The organism is Cupriavidus oxalaticus, from assembly GCF_004768545.1.
Classification (GTDB): Bacteria; Pseudomonadota; Gammaproteobacteria; order Burkholderiales; family Burkholderiaceae; genus Cupriavidus; species Cupriavidus oxalaticus_A.
The window spans coordinates 376,677-400,779 of the sequence record NZ_CP038635.1; the positions used below are offsets into that span (position 1 = coordinate 376,677).

Annotated in this window: 21 protein-coding genes and 1 pseudogene; 17 read left to right on the forward strand and 5 right to left on the reverse strand. The window is 68.4% G+C overall.

Annotated elements, in window-relative coordinates:
• Positions 1-275: 275 nt before the first annotated feature.
• Entirely contained in the window at positions 276-833 is a 558-nt protein-coding gene (locus E0W60_RS12575) for a single-stranded DNA-binding protein (protein WP_135704374.1), read from the forward strand.
• Positions 834-924: 91 nt separating this feature from the next.
• Here the strand turns inward: E0W60_RS12575 and arsB are convergent.
• Positions 925-1,785 (reverse strand): annotated as a pseudogene (arsB, locus tag E0W60_RS12580) (ACR3 family arsenite efflux transporter); the annotation flags it as partial.
• A 220-nt stretch (positions 1,786-2,005) separates the two neighbouring features.
• Here arsB and E0W60_RS12585 point away from each other — a divergent pair.
• Entirely contained in the window at positions 2,006-4,927 is a 2,922-nt protein-coding gene (locus E0W60_RS12585; RefSeq protein ID WP_135704376.1) for a sensor histidine kinase, read from the forward strand.
• Positions 4,928-5,623, forward strand: a complete 696-nt coding sequence (gene kdpE, locus E0W60_RS12590) for a two-component system response regulator KdpE (protein WP_133093656.1) — start codon at positions 4,928-4,930, stop codon at positions 5,621-5,623.
• A 44-nt stretch (positions 5,624-5,667) separates the two neighbouring features.
• Here kdpE and E0W60_RS12595 read toward each other — a convergent pair whose 3' ends face one another.
• Entirely contained in the window at positions 5,668-6,594 is a 927-nt protein-coding gene (locus E0W60_RS12595; protein WP_133093657.1) for a LysR family transcriptional regulator, read from the reverse strand.
• A 102-nt stretch (positions 6,595-6,696) separates the two neighbouring features.
• Here E0W60_RS12595 and E0W60_RS12600 point away from each other — a divergent pair, with 102 nt between their 5' ends.
• From E0W60_RS12600 to E0W60_RS12615, 4 genes are all read left to right on the forward strand, one after another.
• Entirely contained in the window at positions 6,697-7,671 is a 975-nt protein-coding gene (locus E0W60_RS12600) for a tripartite tricarboxylate transporter substrate binding protein (RefSeq protein ID WP_133093658.1), read from the forward strand.
• Positions 7,672-7,710: 39 nt separating this feature from the next.
• Entirely contained in the window at positions 7,711-9,129 is a 1,419-nt protein-coding gene (leuC, locus tag E0W60_RS12605; RefSeq protein ID WP_135704378.1) for a 3-isopropylmalate dehydratase large subunit, read from the forward strand.
• Positions 9,122-9,766, forward strand: coding sequence for a 3-isopropylmalate dehydratase small subunit (leuD, locus tag E0W60_RS12610; protein ID WP_135704380.1), 645 nt, complete (start codon positions 9,122-9,124; stop codon positions 9,764-9,766). Before leuC ends, leuD begins: the two co-directional genes overlap by 8 nt.
• A gap of 199 nt (positions 9,767-9,965) precedes the next feature.
• Complete coding sequence (locus E0W60_RS12615) at positions 9,966-11,438, forward strand: ATP-binding protein (protein ID WP_167884581.1); 1,473 nt, start codon at positions 9,966-9,968, stop codon at positions 11,436-11,438.
• 95 nt (positions 11,439-11,533) lie between these two features.
• On the opposite strand, the gene E0W60_RS12620 is transcribed toward E0W60_RS12615, so the two are convergent.
• Positions 11,534-12,715 carry a GGDEF domain-containing protein gene (locus tag E0W60_RS12620; RefSeq protein ID WP_135704384.1) on the reverse strand — a complete coding sequence of 394 codons (1,182 nt, stop codon included), beginning with the start codon at positions 12,713-12,715 and terminating at the stop codon, positions 11,534-11,536.
• Positions 12,716-13,073: 358 nt separating this feature from the next.
• Here E0W60_RS12620 and E0W60_RS12625 point away from each other — a divergent pair, with 358 nt between their 5' ends.
• Positions 13,074-13,421 carry an RcnB family protein gene (locus E0W60_RS12625; protein WP_133093663.1) on the forward strand — a complete coding sequence of 116 codons (348 nt, stop codon included), beginning with the start codon at positions 13,074-13,076 and terminating at the stop codon, positions 13,419-13,421.
• Positions 13,422-13,522: 101 nt separating this feature from the next.
• On the opposite strand, the gene E0W60_RS12630 is transcribed toward E0W60_RS12625, so the two are convergent.
• The gene (locus tag E0W60_RS12630; protein WP_195430533.1) at positions 13,523-13,771 is read right to left on the reverse strand and encodes a hypothetical protein; all 249 of its coding nucleotides are present in this window, start codon (positions 13,769-13,771) and stop codon (positions 13,523-13,525) included.
• A 204-nt stretch (positions 13,772-13,975) separates the two neighbouring features.
• Between E0W60_RS12630 and E0W60_RS12635 the strand changes: the two genes are divergently transcribed.
• The 3 genes from E0W60_RS12635 to E0W60_RS12645 all read left to right on the forward strand — a co-directional run bounded on the left by E0W60_RS12635 (position 13,976) and on the right by E0W60_RS12645 (position 16,287).
• Entirely contained in the window at positions 13,976-14,470 is a 495-nt protein-coding gene (locus tag E0W60_RS12635; RefSeq protein ID WP_133093664.1) for a two pore domain potassium channel family protein, read from the forward strand.
• A gap of 127 nt (positions 14,471-14,597) precedes the next feature.
• The gene (locus E0W60_RS12640; protein WP_135704385.1) at positions 14,598-14,951 is read left to right on the forward strand and encodes a hypothetical protein; all 354 of its coding nucleotides are present in this window, start codon (positions 14,598-14,600) and stop codon (positions 14,949-14,951) included.
• 331 nt (positions 14,952-15,282) lie between these two features.
• Complete coding sequence (locus E0W60_RS12645) at positions 15,283-16,287, forward strand: transporter substrate-binding domain-containing protein (protein WP_240745919.1); 1,005 nt, start codon at positions 15,283-15,285, stop codon at positions 16,285-16,287.
• A 6-nt stretch (positions 16,288-16,293) separates the two neighbouring features.
• On the opposite strand, the gene E0W60_RS12650 is transcribed toward E0W60_RS12645, so the two are convergent.
• Positions 16,294-17,226: a MurR/RpiR family transcriptional regulator gene (locus E0W60_RS12650; RefSeq protein ID WP_133093666.1), complete on the reverse strand. Its 933-nt coding sequence runs from the start codon at positions 17,224-17,226 to the stop codon at positions 16,294-16,296.
• A gap of 311 nt (positions 17,227-17,537) precedes the next feature.
• Between E0W60_RS12650 and E0W60_RS12655 the strand changes: the two genes are divergently transcribed.
• Genes E0W60_RS12655 through E0W60_RS12680 form a run of 6 tightly spaced genes read left to right on the forward strand, consistent with a single transcriptional unit; the run spans position 17,538 to position 24,097 of the window.
• Positions 17,538-18,056, forward strand: a complete 519-nt coding sequence (locus E0W60_RS12655) for a type IV pilin protein (protein WP_135704387.1) — start codon at positions 17,538-17,540, stop codon at positions 18,054-18,056.
• 2 nt (positions 18,057-18,058) lie between these two features.
• A complete protein-coding gene (locus tag E0W60_RS12660) occupies positions 18,059-18,556 on the forward strand; it encodes a GspH/FimT family pseudopilin (protein ID WP_135704388.1) in 498 nt (165 codons plus the stop codon).
• Positions 18,553-19,194 carry a type IV pilus modification PilV family protein gene (locus E0W60_RS12665; protein ID WP_135704390.1) on the forward strand — a complete coding sequence of 214 codons (642 nt, stop codon included), beginning with the start codon at positions 18,553-18,555 and terminating at the stop codon, positions 19,192-19,194. Before E0W60_RS12660 ends, E0W60_RS12665 begins: the two co-directional genes overlap by 4 nt.
• A complete protein-coding gene (locus E0W60_RS12670; protein WP_135704392.1) occupies positions 19,191-20,234 on the forward strand; it encodes a PilW family protein in 1,044 nt (347 codons plus the stop codon). The genes E0W60_RS12665 and E0W60_RS12670 overlap by 4 nt, the downstream gene beginning before the upstream one ends.
• A gap of 23 nt (positions 20,235-20,257) precedes the next feature.
• Complete coding sequence (locus E0W60_RS12675; RefSeq protein ID WP_135704393.1) at positions 20,258-20,809, forward strand: pilus assembly PilX family protein; 552 nt, start codon at positions 20,258-20,260, stop codon at positions 20,807-20,809.
• A gap of 48 nt (positions 20,810-20,857) precedes the next feature.
• Positions 20,858-24,097, forward strand: coding sequence for a pilus assembly protein (locus tag E0W60_RS12680; protein ID WP_135704395.1), 3,240 nt, complete (start codon positions 20,858-20,860; stop codon positions 24,095-24,097).
• The last annotated feature ends 6 nt before the right edge of the window (positions 24,098-24,103 follow it).

The following is a 24,103-nucleotide window of genomic DNA, read 5'->3' on the forward strand; positions in this document are numbered from 1 at the left end:
ATCAATCCGTAACGCTTTCCGGGCCGAAAATGGCCTAGCATGATCGCGCCACCCGACACCGGCCGGGCGGCGCGATGTTCGTTTACGTTGCTTTAGTTGCTGCATGTCGCTGCGCCTTGGCGGCGCCGCAGTGACGGCGCAGTGCCGAACCCGGCAACCGGCCACGCTAGCCGTCGGCGCAGTATCGGATCACACTTGCAGTCAGCTTCACCCTTGTCGCCTTATCGTATTGCCACGCTTTTCAACACAGCGCGTGGCTTTTGGAGAACATTCACATGGCCTCGGTCAACAAAGTCATTCTCGTCGGCAATCTCGGCGCCGACCCCGAAACCCGCTACATGCCCAGCGGCGACGCGGTCACCAACCTTCGCCTGGCGACCACCGATCGCTACAAGGACAAGCAGTCCGGCGAGATGAAGGAAGCCACCGAGTGGCACCGCGTTTCGATGTTCGGCAAGCTGGCCGAAATCGCTGGCCAGTACCTGCGCAAGGGCTCGTCGGTCTATATCGAAGGCCGCATCCGCACCCGCAAGTGGCAGGACCAGTCCGGCCAGGACAAGTACTCGACCGAAATCGTTGCCGACCAGATGCAGATGCTGGGCTCGCGCCAGGGTGGCGGCGGCGGTGCCGATGAAGGCGGCTACGGCGGCGGCGGCGGCGGTGGTGGCGGCGGCTACAGCCGTGAATCGCAGGGCGGCGGCGGTGGCTACGGCGGCGGCCGTGGCGGCCAGGGCGGCGGCCAGGGCGGCGGCCAAGGTGGTGGCGGCGCTCGTCGCCCGCAGCAGGCACCGTCGAATGGTTTCGAGGATATGGACGACGATATTCCGTTCTGACCTTGTCTAACCAAAATCTGTAAAGATCAGCCCCGCCTCTGCGCGGGGTTTTTTTATGTCCGTAGCTGACTGATGGTGCGCCAGTGGAGACTCAGTGCGATTCGTACCAGCGCCGCGAACGGTTGACCACGCCCACGACGAACAGCATGACGGGCACCTCGATCAGCACGCCGACCACGGTGGCCAGTGCCGCGCCGGATTGAAAGCCGAACAGGCTGATGGCCGTGGCCTCGGCCAGTTCGAAGAAATTGCTTGCCCCGATGAGCGCCGATGGTCCCGCCACGCAATGGGCAACGCCGAGCTTGCGGTTCAGCAGATAAGCCAGGCCGGAGTTCAGCAGCACCTGGATCAGGATCGGTACCGCAAGCAGCAGGATGATCAGGGGTTGCTCGACGATCGCGTTGCCCTGGAAGCCGAACAGGAGCACAAGCGTGGCAAGCAGCGCCGTGATGGAGCCGGGGCCCAGCGCATCCACCACGCGGCGGTACGCCGCTTCACCTCTGGCCAGCAGCGCCTTGCGGATGATCTGCGCGAACAGCACCGGAATGACGATGTAGAGTGCCACCGACATGATGAGCGTGTCCCACGGGACGGTGATCGAGGACAGTCCCAACAGCAGTCCGACGATCGGCGCGAAGGCTACCACCATGATGGCGTCGTTCACCGCCACCTGCGACAGCGTGAAATAGGGATCGCCCTTGCACAACTGCGACCAGACGAAGACCATCGCGGTACACGGCGCCGCGGCCAGCAGGATAAGTCCCGCCACGTAGCTGTCGGTCTGGTCGGCCGGCAGCCATGCGGAAAACAGCTGGCGCACGAAGATCCATCCGAGCAAGGCCATCGAGAACGGCTTGACCAGCCAGTTGACGAACAGCGTGACGCCGATGCCGCGCCAGTGGCCGGCGACCTGTCCCATGGCGCCGAAGTCGATCCGGATCAGCATCGGGACGTGCGCGCTGCGATTTTTATAGGATTTTTATGCCGGTCCGCCTTCTTTCTACCCGGTTTTTACGGACACGCCGGTAGGCTTGCCCGGACCCATTCAAGGATGTCAGCCGTGACCGGGATCTTCCAGATCGTATCGATCCCTTTTGCCGCGCAGCGCCAGCCATGCGCCGTGGCGGCGCGTCGGGCAGGCGGTTCTGCTAGCATGGGGCGCGAACTTTCCCATGCCTGATACCGAACTCCGCGCCGCCGGCACACGCCCCGATCCCGATGCCCTGCTCAGGCAGGTGCAGGCCGAAACGGCTCGGGCTGCGCGCGGCAAGCTTAGGGTCTACTTCGGCGCATCGGCGGGCGTCGGCAAGACCTTTGCCATGCTTACCGCCGCGCGCGCGGCGGCGGCGCAGGGCGTCGACGTCGTCAGCGGCGTGGTCGAGACCCACGGCCGCGCGGAAACCGAAGCGCTGGTCGGCGGCATCGAGCGCCTGCCGATGAAGGCGGTGCCGTACCGCGAGCGCGTGCTCAGCGAATTCGACCTGGACGCGGCGCTGGCCCGCCATCCTGCGCTGGTGCTGGTCGACGAACTGGCGCACTCCAATGCGCCGGGCAGCCGCCATCCGAAGCGCTGGCAGGACATCCAGGAGCTGCAGGCGGCCGGCATCGATGTGTGGACCACGGTCAACGTGCAGCACCTGGAGAGCCTTAACGAGGCCGTCGGCGGCATCACCGGCATCCGCGTGTGGGAGACCGTGCCCGACACGGTCTTCGACGGCGCCGACGAGGTCGTGCTGGTCGACCTGCCGGCCGACGAACTGCTGCGCCGGCTGAAAGAGGGCAAGGTCTACCTGCCCGAGCAGGCGCGGCACGCGGCGCGCAACTTCTTCCGCAAGGGCAACCTGATCGCGCTGCGCGAACTGGCGCTGCGCCGCACCGCGGACCGTATCGACGACGATGTGCGCGCCTGGCGCCAGTCCGAAGCCGTGCAGGCGGTCTGGCGCACGCGCGAGGCGGTGCTCGCCTGCATCGGCAGCGGCGATGATGCCGAGCAGGTGGTGCGCAGCGCGCGCCGGCTCGCCGGGCAGCTCGATTGCGACTGGCACGTGGTCACGGTAGCGACGCCCCGGCTGGCGCCGCTATCCGATACCGCCAGGCTGCGCCTGCAGGCCGCGATGCGCCTTGCCGAGGAGCTTGGCGCACGGACCGAGACGCTGGCCGGCAACGACATGGTGCAGGCGATTGCGGGCTACGTGCGGCGCCACAACCTGACCAAGGTCGTGCTCGGCCGCGCGCCGGCGGACTGGCGCCGCGGCGGCTCGCTGGTGGAGCGCGCGCGTGCGCTGCTCGGGCTGGCACTGTCGCCGTTCTTCAGCGGACCGGGCTGGCTGCCCGGCCGCCGCGCCAGCTTTGCCGATGCGCTGGCGCGCGGCTGCCCCGAGATCGATATCATCCGCGTGGCCGCCGACATGACGCGCGCGGATCTGCGTCCGCGCCATGCCGCCGACGACACGGAAACCACGGCAAGCCCTGACGGCGCCAGGCGCAAGGACTACGCCTGGGCCGTGGCCTGGTGCGCGGGCGCGACGCTGCTGTCGGCGCTGGCGCTGCCATGGTTCGACGTGGTCAACATCGTCATGCTGTTCCTGGTGGCGGTGGTCGGCGTGGCGCTGCGCCACGGCCGCGGGCCGGCGGCGCTGGCGTCGGTGCTGGCGGTGGCGTCGTTCGATTTCTTCTTCGTGCCGCCACGGCTGTCGTTCGCCGTCTCCGACGTGCAGTACCTGCTGACCTTCCTGGTGCTGCTGTCGGTCGGGCTGGTGATCGGCCAGCTTACCGCCGGGCTGCGCGAGCAGGCGCGGCTGGCGGTGCAGCGCGAAGAGGACGCGCGCACGCTGTACGAGCTGGCGCGCGAGCTGTCGGCGGCATTGCAGTCCGAGCAGATCGTCGCGATCGGCAGCCGCTTCCTGCGCGCCGCCTTCGATGCCAGTTCGGCCTTCTTCCTGGTCTCGGCGGACGGGCGGCTGCTGCCACCGGTGTCGGATGACGGCCCGGCGCGCGGCATGGGAAACAGCGCCGGCCACAGCGCGGGCCACAGCGCGGGACACAGCGACTCGATCGACCGCGTGCTCGCCGAATGGGTCTTCCACCATGGCCAGCCCGCGGGCACCGGCACCGGCACGCTGCCGGGCAGCACCGTGCTGTACCTGCCGCTGAAGGCGCCGATGCGCACCCGCGGCGTGCTCGCCGTGGAGCCCGCGGTGCCGCATGCGTTCGCGCAGCCGGCGCTACGACGCCAGGCTGATGTGTTCTGCACGCTGATCGCGATCGCGATAGAACGGCTGCATTACGTCGAGGTGGCACAGCAGGCGCTGTTGTCGATGGAGTCGGAACGCCTGCGCAGTTCGCTGCTGGCCGCGGTCTCGCATGACCTGCGCACGCCGCTGACCAGCCTGATCGGCATGGCAGAAACCATGCAGCGCGGCACGCCGCCGCTGGCCCCGCCGCTGGAGGAGACTGTCGCCGCGATGCTGGAGCAGGCGCGCCGCATGCGGACCATGGTGGTCAACCTGCTCGACATGGCCAGGTTGCAAAGCCGCGACGTCCACATCCGGCGCGAATGGCAATCGGTGGAGGAACTGGTGGGCGCGAGCCTGGCCGCGATGCGCGAGGCGCTGGCGCGCCACCGCGTTGTCGTGGCCAGCCTGTCGCAGGTGCCGCTGGTGGAGTGCGACGCCGTGCTGGTCGACCGCGTGCTGTGCAACCTGCTGGAGAATGCCGCCAAGTACACGCCGCCAGGCACCGAAATCCGGTTGTCGGCCATGGCTGCGGGCGACGAGGTCCGGGTAGTGGTCGAGGACGACGGTCCGGGCGTGCCCCGCGGCAGGGAGCGGCAGATCTTCGAGAAATTCACGCGCGGCGAACGCGAGTCCGCGACCGCCGGCGTCGGGCTGGGCCTGGCCGTATGCGAGGCCATCATGCAGGCGCATGGCGGCCGCATCTGGGTGGAGCCGGCGCAGCGGCAGGGTCAGTCGCGCCCTGGCGATGGCACCGGCGCGCGCTTCACGATCGCATTGCCGCGCGGCAACCCGCCGGCGATCGAGCCCGAGCCGGCCGAACTGCCCGAGCCGTCGCCAACCAGGCAAGGAGAGGCATAGATGCCGTTCGATTTTTCGCCCACGATCCTGCTCGTCGAGGACGAACCGCATATCCGCCGCTTCGTGCGCCTGACGCTGGAGGCCGAGGGCTGCACGGTGCACGAGGCCGAGTCGCTCAAGCGCGGCCTGATCGAGGCCGGCACGCGGCAGCCCGACCTGGTCATCCTCGACCTTGGCCTGCCGGACGGCGACGGGCTCAAGCTGATCGGCGAGGTGCGCACCTGGACCGCCGTGCCGATCCTGGTGCTGTCCGCGCGCAGCGGCGAAGCCGACAAGGTCGGCGCGCTGGATGCGGGGGCCGACGACTACCTGACCAAGCCCTTCGGCGTGGCCGAGCTGGTGGCGCGGCTGCGGGTGCTGCTGCGCCGGCATGCCCGCGCCAGCGCGCAGGGTTCCAGCCAGGTCACGTTCGGCGACGTCCAGGTCGACCTTGCCAACCGACTGGTCACGCGCGCCGGGCAGGCGGTGCACCTGACGCCGATCGAGTACCGGCTGCTGGCCGTGCTGATCGCGCATCGCGGCAAGGTCATGACGCACCGCGAGCTGCTGCGCGAGGTATGGGGGCCCGCGCAATCGGAAAGCAGCCAGTACCTGCGCGTCTACATGGGGCACCTGCGGCACAAGCTCGAAGCGGACCCGGCGCAGCCGGCCCACCTGCTGACCGAAGTGGGGCTGGGCTACCGGTTTGCCGGCTAAGGCGGTTCTCTCAGCCGGTCATCCCGCCACCGCGCGCTACCACGCTACCACGCGCTGTCCGCGCCGCCCGGCCCGCGGGCGCGGTGGCCGGCAAACCGCTCCAGCATGAAATCCACCAGCGCCCGCACCTTGTCGGGCCGGTGGTTGCGCGCCGGGAATACCAGGTAGATGTCCGCCGGCGCCAGCTGCCACTGCGGCAGCACGCGGCGCAGTGCGCCGCTGCGCAGGTGCTCGGCCACGTCCCATTCGGAGCGCACCAGCAGCCCTTGCCCGTCGAGCGCCCACGCCAGCGCCGATTCGCCGTCGTTGGTGCTCATGGTGCCGCGCACCTTGACCGTCTCCTGCTGCGCGCCGTTGCGCAGGTGCCAGGTGCCGAAGGTCTCGTCGGCCTCGCGGATAAAGATGCAGTTGTGCCGTGCCAGCTCGCGTGGATTCGCCGGCTCGCCGGCGGCCTGAAGGTAGGACGGCGCCGCGCACAGCAGGCGCCGGTTGTTGGCTAGCAGCCGCGCGGTGAGCCGCACGTCGGGCAGCTCGCCGAAATGGATCAGCGCGTCCAGGCCCTGCTCCACCAAGTTGAGCGGCCGGTCGCTCAGGTGCAGCTGGACCTCGATCCTGGGAAACGCGCGCGCGAATGCCGACAGCGCCGGCGCGATATGGCGGCGGCCGAAACCCAGCGTCGCCCCGATCTTCAGCAGGCCGTGCGGCGTGCTGCTGCTGCCGGCGATGGCGCGCTCCAGCGCCTCCATTTCCGCCAGGATGCGCGCCCCTTCGACCAGGTAGCTTTCGCCCTCCGGCGTCAGGCCGATGCGCCGCGTGGTCCGGTGCAGCAGCCGCACGCCCAGCCGCGCTTCTAGCGCGGCCAGCCGCTTGCTGACCGCGGGCGGCGTCACGCCCAGTTCCTGCGCCGCGGCGGCGAGGCTGCCGTGCTTGTTGATGCACTGGAAGAAGGCGAGATCGGAGAAGTTATCCATTGCTGAATTGCAGGAACTAAAGAAGTAACGGAGTCTGAATTATGTTTCTCCGGGGCAATGATACGATCGTTTCCACAACAATTCATCCCACAGGAGACGCCCGTGAAACTTGTCCACCTGACCGCCTTGCTGGCCTGTGCCGCGGTTTTCGCCGCCACCGCCGGCACTGCCGCTGCCCAGTCCTACCCCCAGCGCCCGGTCCGCCTGATCGTGCCGTATGCGCCCGGCGGCAGCGCCGACATCGCCGCGCGCCTGGTCGCCGATGCCTGGGCCAGGAGCCTCGGCGGCACCATCGTGGTGGAGAACCGTGCCGGCGCCGGCGGCAACATCGGCGTCGACGCGGTCGCCAAGGCGCCCGCCGATGGCTACACCGTCGGCCTGCAGACGGTGTCGCTGGCCATCAACCCCGGCCTGTTCCCGCGCATGCCGTATGACACGCTGAAGGACCTCGCGCCGATCGGCATGGTCGCCAGCTCGCAGCACGTGCTGGTGGTCAACAACAACATCCCGGCCAAGACGCTGCCGGAGCTGATCGCCGCGGCCAAGGCCCAGCCGGGCAAGCTGACCTACGGCTCGGCCGGCAATGGCAGCACCTTCCATATGTCGGCGGAGCTGTTCAAGTCGGTGGCCAACGTGTCGATCGTGCACGTGCCGTATCGCGGCGGCGGCCCGGCGCTGGTCGACACCATTGCCGGCCAGGTCGACATGAGCTTTCCGGTGGTGTCCGCAGCCCAGCAGCATGTGCAGGGCGGCAAGCTCAAGGCGCTGGCCGTGACCGGTTCGAAGCGCTCGGCCCAGCTGCCGAACGTGCCGACCGCGGCGGAGGCCGGCTTGCCCGGCTACAACTTCGAGACCTGGTTCATGGTGTTCGCGCCCACTGGCACGCCCAAGCCGGTCATCGACAAGCTGAACACCGCGCTGAATGCCGCGCTCGCGACGCCGGCCACGCGCGACCGGATGCTCAAGGAAGGCTTCGAGCCGACGCCGGGCACGCCCGCGGCCGCCCGGCAGCGGCTTGAGCAAGAAATGCCCGTGTGGGCCGACCTGATCAAGCAGCGCGGTATCACCGCGGAATGACCGCGGAATGACCGTCAAACCGTTACCAAGGCTTGTGCCATGACACCCCGCACCCTGTACCAGAAGCTGGTCGACTCCCATACCGTCGCCAGGATCGACGACGACAACGTGCTGTTGTATTGCGACCTGCACCTGATGAACGAATACACCAGCCCGCAGGCCTTCGCCGGCCTGCACGAGCAGGGGCGTGGCGTGCTGGTGCCGGGGCAGAACGTGGCGGTGGTCAGCCATATCATCCCCACGCACCCCGGCGCGATCCGCGTGATCGCCAATCCGGCGTCGGCGCTGCAGGCCACCAACCTGCACGCCAACTGCGAGCGGCACGCGATCCCGCTGTTCGACACCAACGACGCGCTGCAGGGCATCGAGCACGTGGTGGCGCCCGAGCACGGCATGATCCGCCCGGGCATGGTGGTGATCTGCGGCGACAGCCACACCACCACCTACGGTGCGCTCGGCGCGCTGGGCTTCGGCATCGGCACGTCCGAGGTCGAGCACGTGCTGGCCACGCAGACGCTGGTCTACCGGATGGCAAAAACCATGCGCATCCGCGTGGACGGCAAGCTGCCGGTCGGGACCACCGCCAAGGACCTGATCCTGCGCATCATCGGGGCGATCGGCGCACAGGGTGCGCGCGGCTACGTGGTGGAATACTGCGGCTCGGCCATCCGCGAGCTGAGCATCGAAGCCCGCTTCACGCTGTGCAACATGACGGTCGAGGCCGCCGCGCGCGGCGCGCTGATCGCGCCGGACGAGGCCGCCATCGACTACGTGCTGCGCCGCGCCCCTGACATCGACGGCGCCCGGCGCGAGGCCGCGCTGGAGCACTGGCAGACGCTTCACAGCGATGCCGGCGCGCGGTTCGACATGGAATACATGTTCGACGCCAGCCAGGTCGAGCCGCACGTGACCTGGGGCACCAGCCCCGACCAGGTGCTGCCGGTGTCGGGCCAGGTCCCGTTCCCGGAAGACCAGATCGACGAAGCGGAGCAGCGCTCGGTCCAGCGCGCGCTGGCCTATACGCACCTGCAGCCGGGCGCGACGCTGGCTGGCACGCCGATCCAGCACGTCTTCATCGGCTCATGCACCAACGGCCGCATCGAAGACCTGCGCGCGGTCGCCAGCGTGGTGCGCGGCAAGACCGTCGCCGCGGGCGTGCGTGCGATGGTCGTGCCGGGATCGGGCGCGGTGAAGGCACAGGCCGAGCGCGAAGGGCTGGCCGACATCCTCATCGCGGCGGGATTCGAATGGCGCCAGCCCGGCTGCTCGATGTGCCTGGCCATGAACGACGATGTGCTCGCCGACGGCGTGCGCTGCGCCTCCACCACCAACCGCAATTTCGAAGGCCGGCAGGGGCGGGGTGCCATCACCCACCTGATGAGCCCGGTAATGGCGGCCGCGGCCGCCATTACCGGCGCGATCACCGACATCCGCAAGCTGGAGCTGTCCCATGCCTGAACTTTCCTGCCTCGCCGGCAAAGCCGCCGCGATCCGTTTCGAGAACCTCGACACCGACCAGATCATTCCCAAGCAGTTCCTGCGCGGCATCGACAAGTCGGGCCTGGCCGATGGCATTCTCTATGACCACCGGTTCGACGCCACCGGCGCGCGGCGCCCGGAATTCGTGCTGAACCGGCCCGAGTACGCCGGCACCAGCATCCTGGCCGGCGGCGCCAACTTCGGCTGCGGCTCCAGCCGCGAGCATGCCGTATGGGGCCTGCAGCAGTTCGGCATCCGCGCGGTGATCGCACCCAGCTTCGGCGAGATCTTCTACTCGAACGCGATGAACAACCGGCTGCTGCTGGTGATGCTGCCGCGCGAGGTGATCGAGCGGCTGATGGACGCGGTCGATGCCGACAGCGCCAATGAGATCCGCATCGACGTCGAAGCGATGCAGGTGCGCACGCCGGTCGGCGACTTCCCGTTCGAGCTGTCGGCGCGGCATCGCCGCATGTTCCTGGAGGGGCTCGACATGATCGGCCTGTCGCTGAAGCAGCGCGACGAGATCGAACAGTTTGCGCGCCGCTACTGGGATGCGTTCCCGTGGATGAAGGATGTGGCCCGGCGCACCCGCGACCGGCTGGGCACGACCTGAGCCTTCCGCTGCCGCGCCGCCTTGCTGGCGCGCAGTTGCATTTAGCCGTCGATGCCCAGCCGCAAAGGCTGGAGGAGTTCGACATCGACATCGACATCGACAGCGCTCGATGCGAATTCCATGCATCCGCGGCCGCGCGTGGCTATGCTTGGCATATCTCCGCCACCTTCGGGCAGGCATGCAGCCCCGGACAAATGCCATGACGACGAACGACGACAGCGCTGGCCCGGCGCCGGCCGAGGCGGCCCGGACCGCCGGCGCGCGCCTGCTGGCCGCGATGAGCCACGAGATCCGCACGCCGCTGTACGGCATGCTCGGCACGCTGGAACTGCTGTCGATGAGCGAGCTGGACGCAGGGCAGCGCCAGCAGGTGGCGACCATTACCGAGTCGTCGCGGGTGTTGCTGCAGATGCTCGACGACCTGCTCGACTTCTCGCGCATCGAAGCCGGCCAGATCAGGCTGGACGCGGTGCCGTTCGATCCGGTGGCGCTGGCCGAAACCGTGGCGCGCGCGCAGGAGCCGTTGGCCATGCACAAGGGCGTGGCCCTGGACTGCGACCTGCAGCCGGGCCTGCCGTGGCTGCTGGGCGATCCGCTGCGCGTGCGGCAGGTACTGGCCAACCTGTTGCGCAATGCAATCAAGTTCACCGCGCAAGGGCGCGTCACGCTGCGCATGTGGCAGGAACCGCAGCCCTCCGCGGACCAGGTCACGCTGATGCTGGAAGTGGCCGACACCGGCCCCGGCATCGATGGCGCGCTGCTGCCGCACCTGTTCGAGCCCTTCACGCAGGGCGATGCCACGCGCGCGGCCGAACCCGGCGGCGCCGGGCTCGGGCTGACCGTCTGCAGGAAACTGGCCCGGCTGATGGGCGGCGACATCACCGCCGGCAGCTCGCCGGGCCAGGGCAGCCGCTTTACCGTTGCGCTGCAGCTGCCCGTCACCGCCTCACGGCCGGCGCCCGCCGCCGCCGGTGCCGATGCGGCGCCAGCGCTGCCGCAGCTCGGGCTGCGCGTGCTGGTCGTGGAGGATCATCCGCACAACCGGCTACTGCTGCGTGGCCAGCTGGAGCGGCTCGGCTGCGCGGTGCAACTGGCGAGCGACGGCGCGCAGGGGCTGGCGGCGTGCACGGCAGGCGCCTTCGACGTCGTGCTGACCGATGTGCAGATGCCGGTCATGGATGGCTACGCGCTCAGCCGCCGGCTGCGCGCGGCGGGCAACCCGGTGCGCATCGTCGCGCTGACCGCCAACGCCGGCGCTGGCGAAGCCGGTCGCTGCCACGACGCCGGCATGGACCGCTGCCTCGTCAAGCCGGTGTTGCTGCAGGAGCTGGCGGCGTGCCTGCAAGCGCTGATGCCGGGGCGCGCTCAGGCGTCGCCGCGCATTAGCGGCGATGCCGATGCCGCGCTGCTGGCGCGGAGCGTGCAGGCCGATTTCGATGCCTTGCTTGCCGCTGCCGCCAGCGGCGACCTGGGCGCGGTACAGGCGCACGCGCATCGCATGCGCGGTGCGCTCGCGCAGATCGATGCCGCGCGCGACGCGGCGGAGCTGTGCCGCGAACTGGAGGCCGGCGCCGCGTGGGCAGTGCAGGCGACGCAGGACCGCATCGGCGAACTCGGCCTGATCCTGGATGCCTGCGTGCCCGGCTACCGCCATTCACGCTTGTCGTCATGATCCGGACCGGATCGCGGACGACCGCCCGGTCATCGTCATCGGGATCCTGCGCGGGATCCTGCGTGCGCTCGCGGTGATCTACCTGTAGCCCCGCCTCACGCAAGGGCGCCGGGCGCCTGCAAGGCTTCGTCCCGCTCCCACGCGACGCAGTTGCGGCCGCGGTTCTTGGCCGCGTAGAGCACGTGGTCGGCGCGCATCAGCAGCGTATCCAGGTCTTCGCCGGGCCGCAGCGTCGCCACGCCGAAGCTGGCGGTCACGCGGTGCACGCCGGGCAGCACTGTCATCGGCGTGTGTTCGAGCGTATGGCGCAGGCGCTCGGCCAGTTGCAGCGCGGCGTCGGGCGCGGTATCGGGCAGCAGCACGACGAACTCTTCGCCGCCCAGCCGCGCCGCGATATCGCGCCGGCGGATGCCGCCGGCAATGATCTGGCCGAACTGCGCCAGCACCGCGTCGCCGGCGCTGTGGCCGTAGTTGTCGTTGATGAACTTGAAGAAGTCGAGGTCGCACACCAGCAGGCTGAGCGGCTGCCCCGGCGGCGGCGGGATCTGCTGCATGGCGAGCGCAGCCAGGCCGCGGCGGGTATGCAGCAGCGTCAGCGGGTCGGTGTCGCGCTCGTGCCGCAGGCCGACGATGATGTCCTGCACCGCCGCGGCCAGCAACGCCAGGGCCAGTGCCATCAGCAGCAGCGCCAGCGTGGCCTGCAGCCACAGCCAGTAGGCAGATTGGATAAAGGCCACCGGATCGTGCGATGCGGCCGGCACCACGGTCAGCACGGTGCGCGGCAGGAAGTGCAGCGCGAACAGCAGGTAGAACCAGAACAGCACGCGGTCCGCCAGCCGCCCGCTGCGCAGCCGCGCCAGTGCCGGCATGCCCAGCAGCAGGATCATGGCGATGCCGACGTTCAGGATGTAGATGCGCGCCACCAGCCGCGGCTGCACCAGGTCGAACCACGCGATCGCGCCGAGCAGCGCGAGCGGCAATGCCACCTGCGCGCAGGTATCGAGCCGCGCACCGACGCGCGCCAGCATGCCGCGCAGCAGCAGCACGCCGCTGCCCAGGTACAGCAGGCCGGTCACCGTGGCCTGCCCGCCGCCGGGGTGCGGCGGCCAGACGATCTGCAGGGTGATGGCGATCGCGTACATGCAATACGCGGCAGCCGGCAGCAGCAGGTAGTGCCGGCTGCGCTCATAGCGCCAGGCCAGCACGAGGCACAGCGAGAATGCGATGGCGATGGCGGGATTGACCAGTGCCAGGAATCGACCAGCGTCTTGCAACACGAGAGTCCCCCGTTCTTGTCGTTCTCTGGCAGGGGTGGTTGCAAGCTCCGGCGAGGGTGCGCATGCGTCGCGGCATCGCGCGGCCGAAGGGCATGGCCAGGGAACATTATGGAGGGCATGGGCGCCCGGGCAGGCGCGGCGCTTGCCGCGGCCTGCTGAGTGTTTCCGTCAGGCCTCATTCTAGCCACCACCATGGCCCGCGGCGCATGGCGCCCGCCGCGGCCGGGCAAACAATTGTGAACACCGCGGACGTGGCTGCCGGGCCACGGTTGCCACGGTTTCCCGCTTTTGTGACTAATCTGGTAGAAGCTGTCCGGATCCTCCGGCAGTTCGGTTTTCCGTACGCAAGGAGATCACGATGAATACCAAGAAAGCGATGCCGGCCCTGTTGCTGGCGGCAAGCGTGCTGGCGGCGCCGTTTGCCATGGCGCAGGGTGGTGGCAAGACTTCTACCCGGCCGATGACGGAACCCGCGGCGTCTGCGCCGCCGCCAGCTCCGCAAAGCTCGCCGTATGTGCAGGTGCAGCAATGGAAGAAGGGCGACCGCCTGCCGACCGAGTTCAGGGACCGCCAATATGTGATCGACGACTACAAGCAATACAACCTGCCGGCGCCGCGCAAGGGCACGCGCTGGGTGGGGGTTGGCGCCGAGTATTACCTGGTGGCGCCCAATGGCGTGATCCAGCAGGTCGGGTCGGGCTCCTGACCGGACTGGGCCAGGGCCCTCGCCCTGGGCCATGCAGCAATGAGAAAGCCGCCGCGCGGGATTGCCCGGCGGCTCTTTTTTTTCTAGTGCGGCGCCCCGCTTCAGATGCCAAGTATCTTCTTGGCCTCGAGCAGCGACTTCATCGCTTCGTCATGCTTGCCGGCCTTGTGATAGGCCGCGCCGTCGGCACGCAGCTTGGCCACCTTGGCGGTATCTTCCGGCGACAGCGCCGGCTTGGTCGAGAGCTTGGCGTCGATCGCCTTCATCTCGTTGGGGCAGTTGTGGGCGAGTGCCAGGCCGCTGGCGCCGCACAGCACCAGCGCCGCCAGGATCGGGATGGATTTACGCATGTCGGCCTCCGCTTGCATTGGGATTGTGGGATTTCCAGCATAGTGCATGGCCCGCATGGCCACGAATCCTGTGGCTTGCCGGGTTCTGCATGACATCTTGCGGCGTTCCGCGGCTGTTTTCCCGCGAGCCTTCCGATGTTATGTTGGAGGGCGTCTTTTTTGCCCGCCATAAGCCGGACGCCCCAGCCACTCGACCGGTTGCGCATGGAAAACTCTGCCGAGAATTTTTTGCTGGCCCTGCTGTGCGCCGCGGTGCTGACCGTGGCCGTGGTGGGGATCCACTACGAGGCGCTGCGCGTGCTGTCGTCGCTGCATCCGCGGCGCTGGAGCGGGCGCGTCAACATTGGCGTGCTGATCGTCTGCATCATCCTCGTCCACTGCCTGGAGGCGATGGTGTTCGCGTTCGGCTTCTGGTTTGCCGACAATGTGCTCGGCCTCGGCTGGCTGGCCGGATCGACCGCGCCCGGCATGCCCACCCGCCACGGCGAGCCCTCACTGCTGGTCTATGCCTACTTTGCGCTGGAGACCTTCACCACGCAGAGCCTGGGCGACCTCTACCCGGTCGGCGCGACCCGGCTGATCGCGACCATCGAGCCGCTGGTGGGCCTGATCCTGATCGGCTGGTCCGCGTCTTTCACCTACGTGGTGATGCGGCGCGACTGGCAACTCGACGACGAGGGCGGGCACCGCGGGCGCTAGCGCAACGGCTGCCGCGGCCGGCAACAAATGCCGGAAGTGCCGCAGATGCCGCTAGTGCCAGACAGGGCGCGAACGTTTAAGCTGGCGGCTTCTGCCAATCAACGAGCCATACATCCGAGGAGCCACCATGCCGAGCCGCCAGCGCCCCCTGATCCGCCTAGCCGCACTTGCCACCCTTGTCGTGGCCTGCAGCGCCCAGGCGCAGAAGCAGGACGTCCAGGGCGCCGCCGCCGCTGCCATCAACGAGGCAGTCCAGCAGGGCACCACGCCCTACCGCCCCGACCCGGCCGCGACGCCGGCCAGCATCGAGTCGGCGGAATGCCGTGAGCTCGCCGCCCAGATCGCCACCGCGCCCAAGCGCGAGTACCGCACCACCGACTCGACCATCGAGACCGCGCAAGGGCGGCAGGTGCCCGAGCTGGAACGCGAGCGCCCGCGCAAGTCGCTGCAGCAGGCGTACCAGGAGAAGTGCACCCGGTAAGCCGGTTCCACGGCGGACGGCCGCGCCAGGCGCGGCGTCCGCCCCACGTCGCCACCCACCTCCCGGCGCGGTCCCGCGCCCGACTCCCTGCCTCCTTGCTCGTTCCCATGCTGCGCCGGCTGCACAAGCGTCGGGCGTCGATGCCCCACGTTTGCGCCCATCCGCCCGCGGCGCCAACGGTCGTTTCACCGCGCCGGTGAAAAATACATATGTTTCATGGTTATCCATGATGGAACAGTTGTTGCTGATTGCCTAGCATTGGCGATGCGATGGCGCGTCGCTGACCGCTACCCCGACAACCAAGCTATTCACGCATCCAAGGAGAGCCTGTATGAAAGCAGCAGAAGTCACGCGTCCGTGCGGCGGTTCACCGACCCCGCGCCGGTCCGCGGTTGCATCGGCCGCAGCGGCGGCGCTGGTGCTCTGCAGCGGCCCGGCCGGCACGGCGCATGCCGCCGGTGTCGCCGCCGGTGTCGCCGCCGGTGTCGCCGCCGGTGTCGCCAATTCCGCCGCCAGCCCGACCCTCGGCAAGATCAAGTCGTCAGGCACGATCTCCATCGGCCATCGCACCTCGTCGATCCCGTTCTCGTACTACGACGCCAACCAGAAGGTCATCGGCTTCTCGCAGGACATCTGCGACCGGGTGATCGATGCGGTGAAGCGCGAGACCGGCCTGCCGGCGCTGCAGGTGCGCATGGTGCCGGTGACTTCGCAGAACCGGATCTCGCTGGTGCAGAACGGCACCGTCGACCTGGAATGCGGCGTCACCACCAACCTGAAGTCGCGCCAGCAGCAGGTGGCGTTCTCGACCACGTTCTTCGTCGCCGGCACGCGGCTGCTGGTGAAGAAAGGCAGCCCGGTGCGCGACTTCGGCGACCTCTCGGGCAAGGCGGTGGTGACCAATGCCGGCACCACCTCGGAGCGCATACTGCGCCGGCTCAACGACGAGAAGCAGGCCAACATCACCATCCAGAGCGCCAAGGACTATGGCGAGTCGTTCCTGATCCTGCAGTCAGGGCGCGTGGCCGCGTTCATGATGGACGACGTGCTGCTGTCGGGAGCGCGCACGCTGGCGCCCAACCCCGCCGACTGGACCGTGGTGGGCACGCCGCAGTCGTTCGAGGCCTATGCGTTCATGCTGCGCAAGGACGATCCCGGCTTCAAGCAGGTGGTCGACGGCGCCATCGGCGGGCTGATCCGCAGCGGCGAGATCAACAAGCTCTACAGCAAGTGGTTTGCCGCGCCGGTGCCGCCCAAGCAGGTCAATTTCGAGCTGCAGATGAGCGAGCCTTTGAAGAAGGCCTACGCCAGCCCCAGCGACGAGGCCTTCGAATAATCGTCCTCAGCCGCGGCCGGCGGGCACGTAGGCCCCGGCGCGGTGCAGCTCGCCCTCGGCCTGCTCGAGCGCGCGGATCGCGCCCTTGCCCTTGCGCGCCAGCAACTGCTCGACCAGCGCCTCGACCATGGCCACGCCGGCCGTGATCGAGGGGAAGAACGACGGGCTCTCGACCGAGAACAGCAGCGTGCAGTCCGCCGCCAGCGCGATCGGCGCCACGGTGCTGTCGGTCAACGCGATCACCTTGCAGCCGCACTCGCGCGCGGCCGCCGCCACGCGGATGCTTTCCTGCGAATACGGGGCGAAGCTGGCCACCACCACGGCGTCCTTGGGCGCCAGGCCGCGCAGCTCCATTTCCAGCGTGCCGGCATCGGCGCGGATCAGCTGCACCGAGCTGCGGAACAGCCGGTAGACATAGTGGAAGGTGAACGCGATCGGGAAGCACGAGCGGAAGCCCGCCACGTGCACGTTCTGCGCTTGCGACAACAGTTCCGCCGCCTGCTGCAGCGTCTTGTCGTTGTTGGCGGCGATCAGGTCGAGGTTATGGTGCTGCGCGTCGAGCATCTCGCCCAGCATGCGGCTGGCGCTGCTTTCGCGCACCACCTTGCGCGCGCGGCGCGCATAGGGCTGGCTACCGCCGCGCAGCGCATCGACAAAGAGTTCGCGCAGGCCCTGCCAGCCCTCGAAGCCGAGGTGCTGCGACAGCCGCACCAGCGTGGCGGGCTGCACGCCGGCGCTGGCGGCGATCTTGCGCATCGACAGCACCGGCACGTCCTGCGGGTGGTCGAGCAGGTAGCGCGCGCCGCTCTGGAACTGCGTGCTCAGGCTCGGGAAGCTGGCGCGCAGCAACGCCAGCAGCGCGTCGAGGTCGTGGGGCGGCGCCGGCGTGGGACCGGCCTGGGAAGGCTGCGGCGGATGGGTGGGGCTGTCGGACGGCATGGGCACTCCGGGTTCGTGGTTGTAACGATTGTTGCACAGCCGCGCACCGGAGCGCCGGGCGGCGGCGCTTGCAGACGACGCGCTGCCACGTCGTCACGCCGTCACATCGTTACTTCGAAAGCTGGTTAACGTCCGGACACCGCCAAAGCTGTACCCGGGGTTTTTGGCAAGCCCCCCGATTGTCGGATTGCCGCAACGCTGGCGCACTGTCATCAGAATTTCCTTACCCACTTGAATGGCGGTGACTTACACTCCGCGCCATAACCTCCGGAAATCGGTCAACCGGAACATAATTGGTACGGAGCGCGAGCATGGGACATAGAAGCCCTGCAGTGCGACACGGCGGCATGGTCACGCCGCCGTTTCGGGTCAAGGGTCAAATCGGGGCAGGAACAGACGCGGCGGGCGCCATGCCGGGCCGCGGCGCGCGCGCGCGCGGCTTCACGCTGGTCGAGCTGATGATCGCCGTCGCGATCATCGCCATCCTGGCCGCCGTCGCCATCCCCAACTACAGCCGCCATGTGGTGCGATCGCACCGCGCCGCGATCGAGTCGTTCATGCTCGAAGTCTCCGGCGCGCAGGAGCGGTTTCTCGTCGACAACCGCGCCTATGCCGCCAATCTCGGCGCGCTAGGCATGTCGGTGCCGTCCGCGCAGAGCACGCGCTACGATGTCACCGTGACTCCCAATGCCGCGCTGCCGCCGGGCTACAGCATCGTGGCCACGCCCAAGGGCAGCCAGCTGAGCGCCGATACCGGCTGCGGCACGCTGACGCTGACCAGCGCCGGCGCCAGGTCGGCGTCCGGTGGCGGCACCGATTGCTGGAACTGACCATGGCAGCCACCTACCGGCTTCGCCTGTGCCGCCCGCAGCCGCGGGCGCTGCGCGGCTTCACCCTGGTCGAACTGATGTGCACGCTGGCCGTGCTGGCGATCCTCGCGTTCGCCGCCGCGCCGTCGTTTGCGTCGCTGATGGCGGGGCAGCGCGTGCGCAGCGCCTCGCTCGACCTGAGCTCGGCGCTGCTGCTGGCGCGCAGCGAGGCGGTCAAGCGCAACGCCACCGTGACGCTGGCGCCCACCGGTGCGGCCTGGACCGCGGGCTGGGCCGTCAGCGCCGGCGCGGAGACAGTGCGCACCTTCGGGCCCTACGCCAGCCTCACCATCACCCCCAGCGCCGCCGGGGCGTTGTCGGTCGGCAACGACGGCCGGCTTGCCGGCGCGGCAATGCGCTTCGAGATCGCTCCCGCCAATGACACGACGGTCGCGCTGCGCGTGTGCGTGCAGGTCAGCGAGACCGGCCGCGTTGCCTCTGAAACGGGAGCCTGCACATGACCCGCATCCTTCCCCACGCCGGCCGCCGCCACGGGCAACGGCCGGCGCGCCTGCCGCGACGCACCGCGCAGCGTGGCCTGCTGCTGATCGAAGTGCTGGTGGCGGTGGTGATCCTGCTCGCCGCGCTGCTGGGCACGGCGGGACTGGTGGCGCGCTCGGGCCAGAACGAGATGGAGTCCTACCAGCGCGTGCAGGCGCTCGCGCTGCTGCAGGACATGGCCGCCCGCATCAATGCCAACCGCCAGGTGGCGCAGTGCTATGCCAATGGCGCCAACGGCGTGCGGCTGGGCACCGGCACAGCCGCGCCGGCGGCCTGCACGCTGGGAACGGCCGCGCAGAACGCCACCGCCAACGGCGACCTGCAGGCATGGAACACCGCGCTGCTGGGCAGCGCCGAGATGACGGCCGCGGCCAGCGGCGTGGCGGCGCAGCCGGTCGGCGCCATGATCGGCGCGCGCGGCTGCATCGACACCGTCGACGCGGCCGCCAACGTCTACCGCATCACCGTCGCCTGGCAAGGCCTGGCCGCCACCGGCGCCCCCGCGCTCGGCTGCGGCCAGAACCAGTACGGCAACGAAGCCTACCGTCGCGCGGTCAGCACGCAGATCCGCATTGGCTCGCTGGGGACCGTGTCATGAAGCGCCTGCCTCCGCGTATCGCACAAGGCCGCCGGCTCCAGCGCGGCGTGTCGCTGGTGGAGCTGATGATCGGCATCACCATCGGCCTGCTGATGCTGACTGCGCTGGCCAGTCTCTATTACGCCAACAGCTTGTCGCGCACCGAGTTCGTCAAGTCGGCCGAGCAGGTGGAGAACGGCCGCTATGCGCTGGAGCAGATCCGGCGCGAGGTGGAACTTGCGGGGTTCTACGGGGCAGGCAGCATTGCGCGGGGCGCCACGGTGGCCGGTCCCGCGCTGTGCGCGACAGACCCGGCCGCGCTCGGCTTCGCGGCAGGAGGCACCGTCCCACTGCCTCTGGCAGGCTATGCGGCCGGCGTGGTTGCGCCCTGCCTGGCCGACCTTGCCGCCACTTCCGAGGTGCTGGTGGTGCGGCGCGTGTCGACCACGCCGGTCGCGGCCCCGACGCCGGGCGTGCCTTACCTGCAGGTATCGGCCTGCCCGAACGACACCACTGCCTTTGTCTTCGATGCCAGCGCGGCGGCCGCTTTCCCGTTGCGCACCAAGGCTTGCGATGCGGCGGTACCGGCAGTGCTGCGCGAAGCGGTGGTGCGCGCGTTCTATCTCGCGCCGTGCGACCGCTGCACCAACGGCGGCGACGGCATCCCCACGCTGAAGATGGCCGAGCTGGTCAACGGCGCGTTCCAGACGCGTTCGCTGGCGCAGGGCATCCAGGACATGCATGTGGCCTACGGCATGGACCTGGACAGCAACGGCTCCGCCGACTGCTACGTGGACGATCCCGGCGCCAACAATGCCGCCGCCTGCCCAATCGTGCCGGGCTACGACTGGACCAATGCGCTAACCAACTGGAGCAACGTGACCACCGTGCGCGTAAACCTGCTGGCGCGCACGCTGCGCACCTCTGGCGGCACGGTAGACACGCGCACCTACGACCTGGGGCGCGCCGCCGCCAGCGGTCCGTTCAATGACGGCTACAAGCGCCACGTCTACGCCCAGGTGGCGCGGCTGGTCAACGTGGCCGGACTGCGCGAGCAATGATGCGATACCGCGAAGGGCAAGCAATGACGAAGTTATCCGGCCGGCCACTGCGCCGCAGGCAGACGGGCGTCACGCTGGTCGTGACGCTGGTGTTCATGGTGCTGTTCCTGCTGATCGCCGTGGCGCTGGTCAATTCGGGCCTGGTCAACGTCAAGGTCGCGGCCAACCAGCAGCACACCGCCGAAGCGCGCGACGTCGCGCAGCAGTCGATCGAGCAGGTGATCTCCGACGACTTCACCAAGGCGCCGGCGGCCATCAGCGTGCCGGTGGATGTCAGTGGAGATGGCAAGGCCGATTACGTGGCCCAGGTGGCGAAGCCGGAATGCATGGCAAGCAATCCCATCAAGAACGTCGAGCTCGACCTGAAGGATCCCGACGATGTGTCGTGCATGATCGGCAGCGGCGTGCAGAACACCGGCATCGTCACGGCCGGCAACAACGCGGGCAATTCGCTGTGCAACGCCACCCAGTGGGACGTAGCCGCCACGGTCGATGACAGCGCCGGCACCGGCGCCGTGGCAACGGTCCATCAGGGCGTGGCGGTGCGCATGCCGACCGGCTCGGCCTGCCCCTGACCGCACCGGCGTTGCCACCTATTCACCATTGATCGCACAGGAACCCGGATGACGAGCCCAGCCCGCCGGAATCGGCGCCTTGCCGCCTTCGCCGCAGCCCTGCTTGCCCTGGCCGGATGGCAGGGCGCGCATGCCGAAGACATCGACCTGTTCACCGGCCTGCAGAGCAATGCCGGTACCAAGCCCAATGTGCTGTTGCTGCTGGACAATGCGTCCACGTGGAATGCGGCCACGACCATCCGTGGCTGCGATGTCGATGTCGTCAGCGCCAACAACGCCGGCACCGACGTCGGCGCGATCCAGTGCGCACTGTACCGCGCGGTGAACACGCTCGCGACCAACCCGCAGCTGGCCGGCAACATCAACATGGGCTTGATGATGTTCGGCACGGGCACCAACCCCGGCGGCAAATTCCGCTATCCGTCGGCGGCGCCATACACATTGCCGCTGATGGACGCCACCAATGGCGCGCAATTCCTTGAGTACATCAAGAGCATCGACCGCCAGACCGACAACTCAAACAATTCCCAGGTGGGTGGGGGCATGCAGGAAGCCTGGGCATTCTTCGGCGGCAGGAAGGGCTTGTCAGGTACGCAGTACACGTCGCCGATCACCAACCCGTGCCAGAAGAACTTCGTTATCTACATCGCCAACGCGGTCAACAACGGCAAGCCGCAGGACACCGGCACCGAGCCCAAGGACGCGCTTGCCGCGGCGGGGGCCAGCGCCAAGCAGATGACCCAGCTCAAGCTCGACACGGCGGCCAACAAGTACGAAAGCAACTGGGGAGACGAGTGGGCGCGGTTCATGTACGAAACCGACGTGAACGGCAATCTCGACAATAACCAGAACATCATCACCTATACGATCGCCATCACGGACGGCAGGAACCCCGACTATGTCGAGTCGACCCGCAGCATGGCCGACAATGCCGGCGGCAAGCGCTATGTGGTTGACCTGGGCGACGTGGACGCGCTGGTGAAGGCGCTGCTGCAGATCTTCAACGAGATGCAGGCCGTCAACAACGTGTTCTCCTCGGTGAGCCTGCCGGTCAGCGTGAACGGGCAGGGTTCGTACCTGAACCAGATCTACATCGGCATGTTCCGGCCCGACGCCACCGCAGCGCCGCGCTGGATGGGCAACCTGAAGCAGTACAAGCTTGGCTACGACAACAAGAACCAGATCGTGGTGCTGGACGCCAACCCCAGCGGCCCCAACCAGCAGAGTGCGATCAGCAATGCCGGCACGGGTTTCATCTCGCCCAGCGCCAAGAGTTTCTGGACCGCCGAGCCGCCGCTGGGGTTCAGTGGTTCCAGCTATACCGGCAGCCAGGTAAGCGGCTGGCCTGCCAAGGGGTTCTGGGTCAACAGTCCGTCCGGCGCTGCCGGTGCGCTGGACTCTGCCGACGGCGTGGCGGGTGTGGTCGGCGGCGATGGCGAAATCGTCGAGAAAGGTGGCGCCGGCGAAATGCTGCGCGCCCAGTTCACCACCGACCAGAGCGGGCGCAAGCTCTACACCTGCGCGTCGGGGGCATGCAGCGGCAAGAATTTGGCTTCGTTCGATACGTCCAACAGCTGGCTGACCGGCACCAGCGGGCAGGCCGCGCTCAATACCACGGCCGCCGACGTCAACAACCTGATCAATTGGGTGCGCGGCCGCGACGTGCGGGCACTGGGCGAAAGTTCGGTGGCCGGCGCGGAGTTGCAGAAAGGCCCGGGGGGCAGCGTTACCATGCGCGGCTCGGTGCATGGCGATGTACTGCATTCGCGCCCGGTGGTGATCAACTATGGCGGCACGACCGGCGTGGTGGTGTTCTATGGCGCCAACGACGGCGTCTTCCATGCGGTCAATGGCAACCAGACCACCGGCATCGGCGGCATACGTCCGGGCGGGGAGCTGTGGGGCTTCATTGCACCGGAGTTCTATGGCAAGCTCGGCCGTCTCTACACCAATACGCCCGAGGTGCAGCTGAGCGGATCGCCCACCGGTGCGGGCGCGAAGCCGCGCGACTATTTCTTCGATGGCACCACGACGGTGTTCCAGGACCTGCGCGACCCGGCCAAGCCTCGTGTGGTGATCTACCTGACCGCGCGCCGCGGCGGGCGCCTGACCTACGCGCTGGACGTCACCGACCCGATGGCGCCGGAATTCCTGTGGAAGGCCGACAGCACCAGCATCGCGGAACTGGGACAGACCTGGTCGCAGCCGCGCGTGATCCGCGTCAAGGGGTATGCAAACCCGCTCGTGGTGATGGGCGCCGGCTACGATCCCGCCGAGGATGCCGAGCCGTCCCAGGGTGGCGGCAGTTCGGGACAAGGGCGTGGCGTGATCGTGTTCGATGCCTTCACGGGCGATGTGGTGCGCGCATGGCTGGCCGACTGCACCGGTCTTTCCGCCACGGTGTGCACGACGCCTGCCGGCATGAACCGCGCGATCCCGTCCGACGTGGCCGTGGTGGACCGCAACGGTGACGGGCTGGTAGACAAGGGCTATGTCGGCGACGTCGGCGGCAATGTCTGGCGGCTGGACTTCGAGACGGCGGCCGGCACCGGGTCAGATGCCTGGACGCTGCATAAATTCGCATCCCTGGGCGGCGCGCAGGGCACCAACGATGCGCGCAAGTTCATGTATCCGCCGGATGTCATCACCACCGGCAACTACGATGCGGTGATGATCGGCAGCGGCGACCGCGAGCATCCGCTGTACACCACCAGCACTACGCCGGGCCTGGCCTACAACGTCAGCAACCGCTTCTACATGCTGAAGGACACGACGCTCACCGGCGGGCTGCCGTCGACATGGACGCCGCTGACCGAGGCCGACCTGTTCAACGCGACTTCGACCGCATACGCCGACACAAGCGCGGGCAAGGGCTTCTACCTCGTGCTGGGCACCGGCGAGAAGGTGGTCAACGCGCCGCTGACCGTGGCCGGCTACACCTACTTCGGCACCAATCAGCCAAGCGTGCCGAAGTCGGGCGTGTGCTACCCGGACCTGGGCAAGGCGCGCGGCTATGCAATTTCGTTCCTTACCGGCAAAGGCCTGAACGACGACCGCCATGTCGTGTTCAACAACGGTGGCTTGCCGCCGTCGCCGGTGTTCGGGGTGGTTGCCGTCACGGATGCGGCAGGCAACACCAGCAACGTGCCGGTGCTGATCGGCGGCGGCAACCAGACCGGTCCCGGCGGCGGCGACAATACCTCGTCGCTGGGCGCGCAGAAGATCTCGCCGCCGGGGATCGGCAAGCGCAAGCGCACTTACTGGTACTCGCAGACCGACCGCAAGTGACCGGGT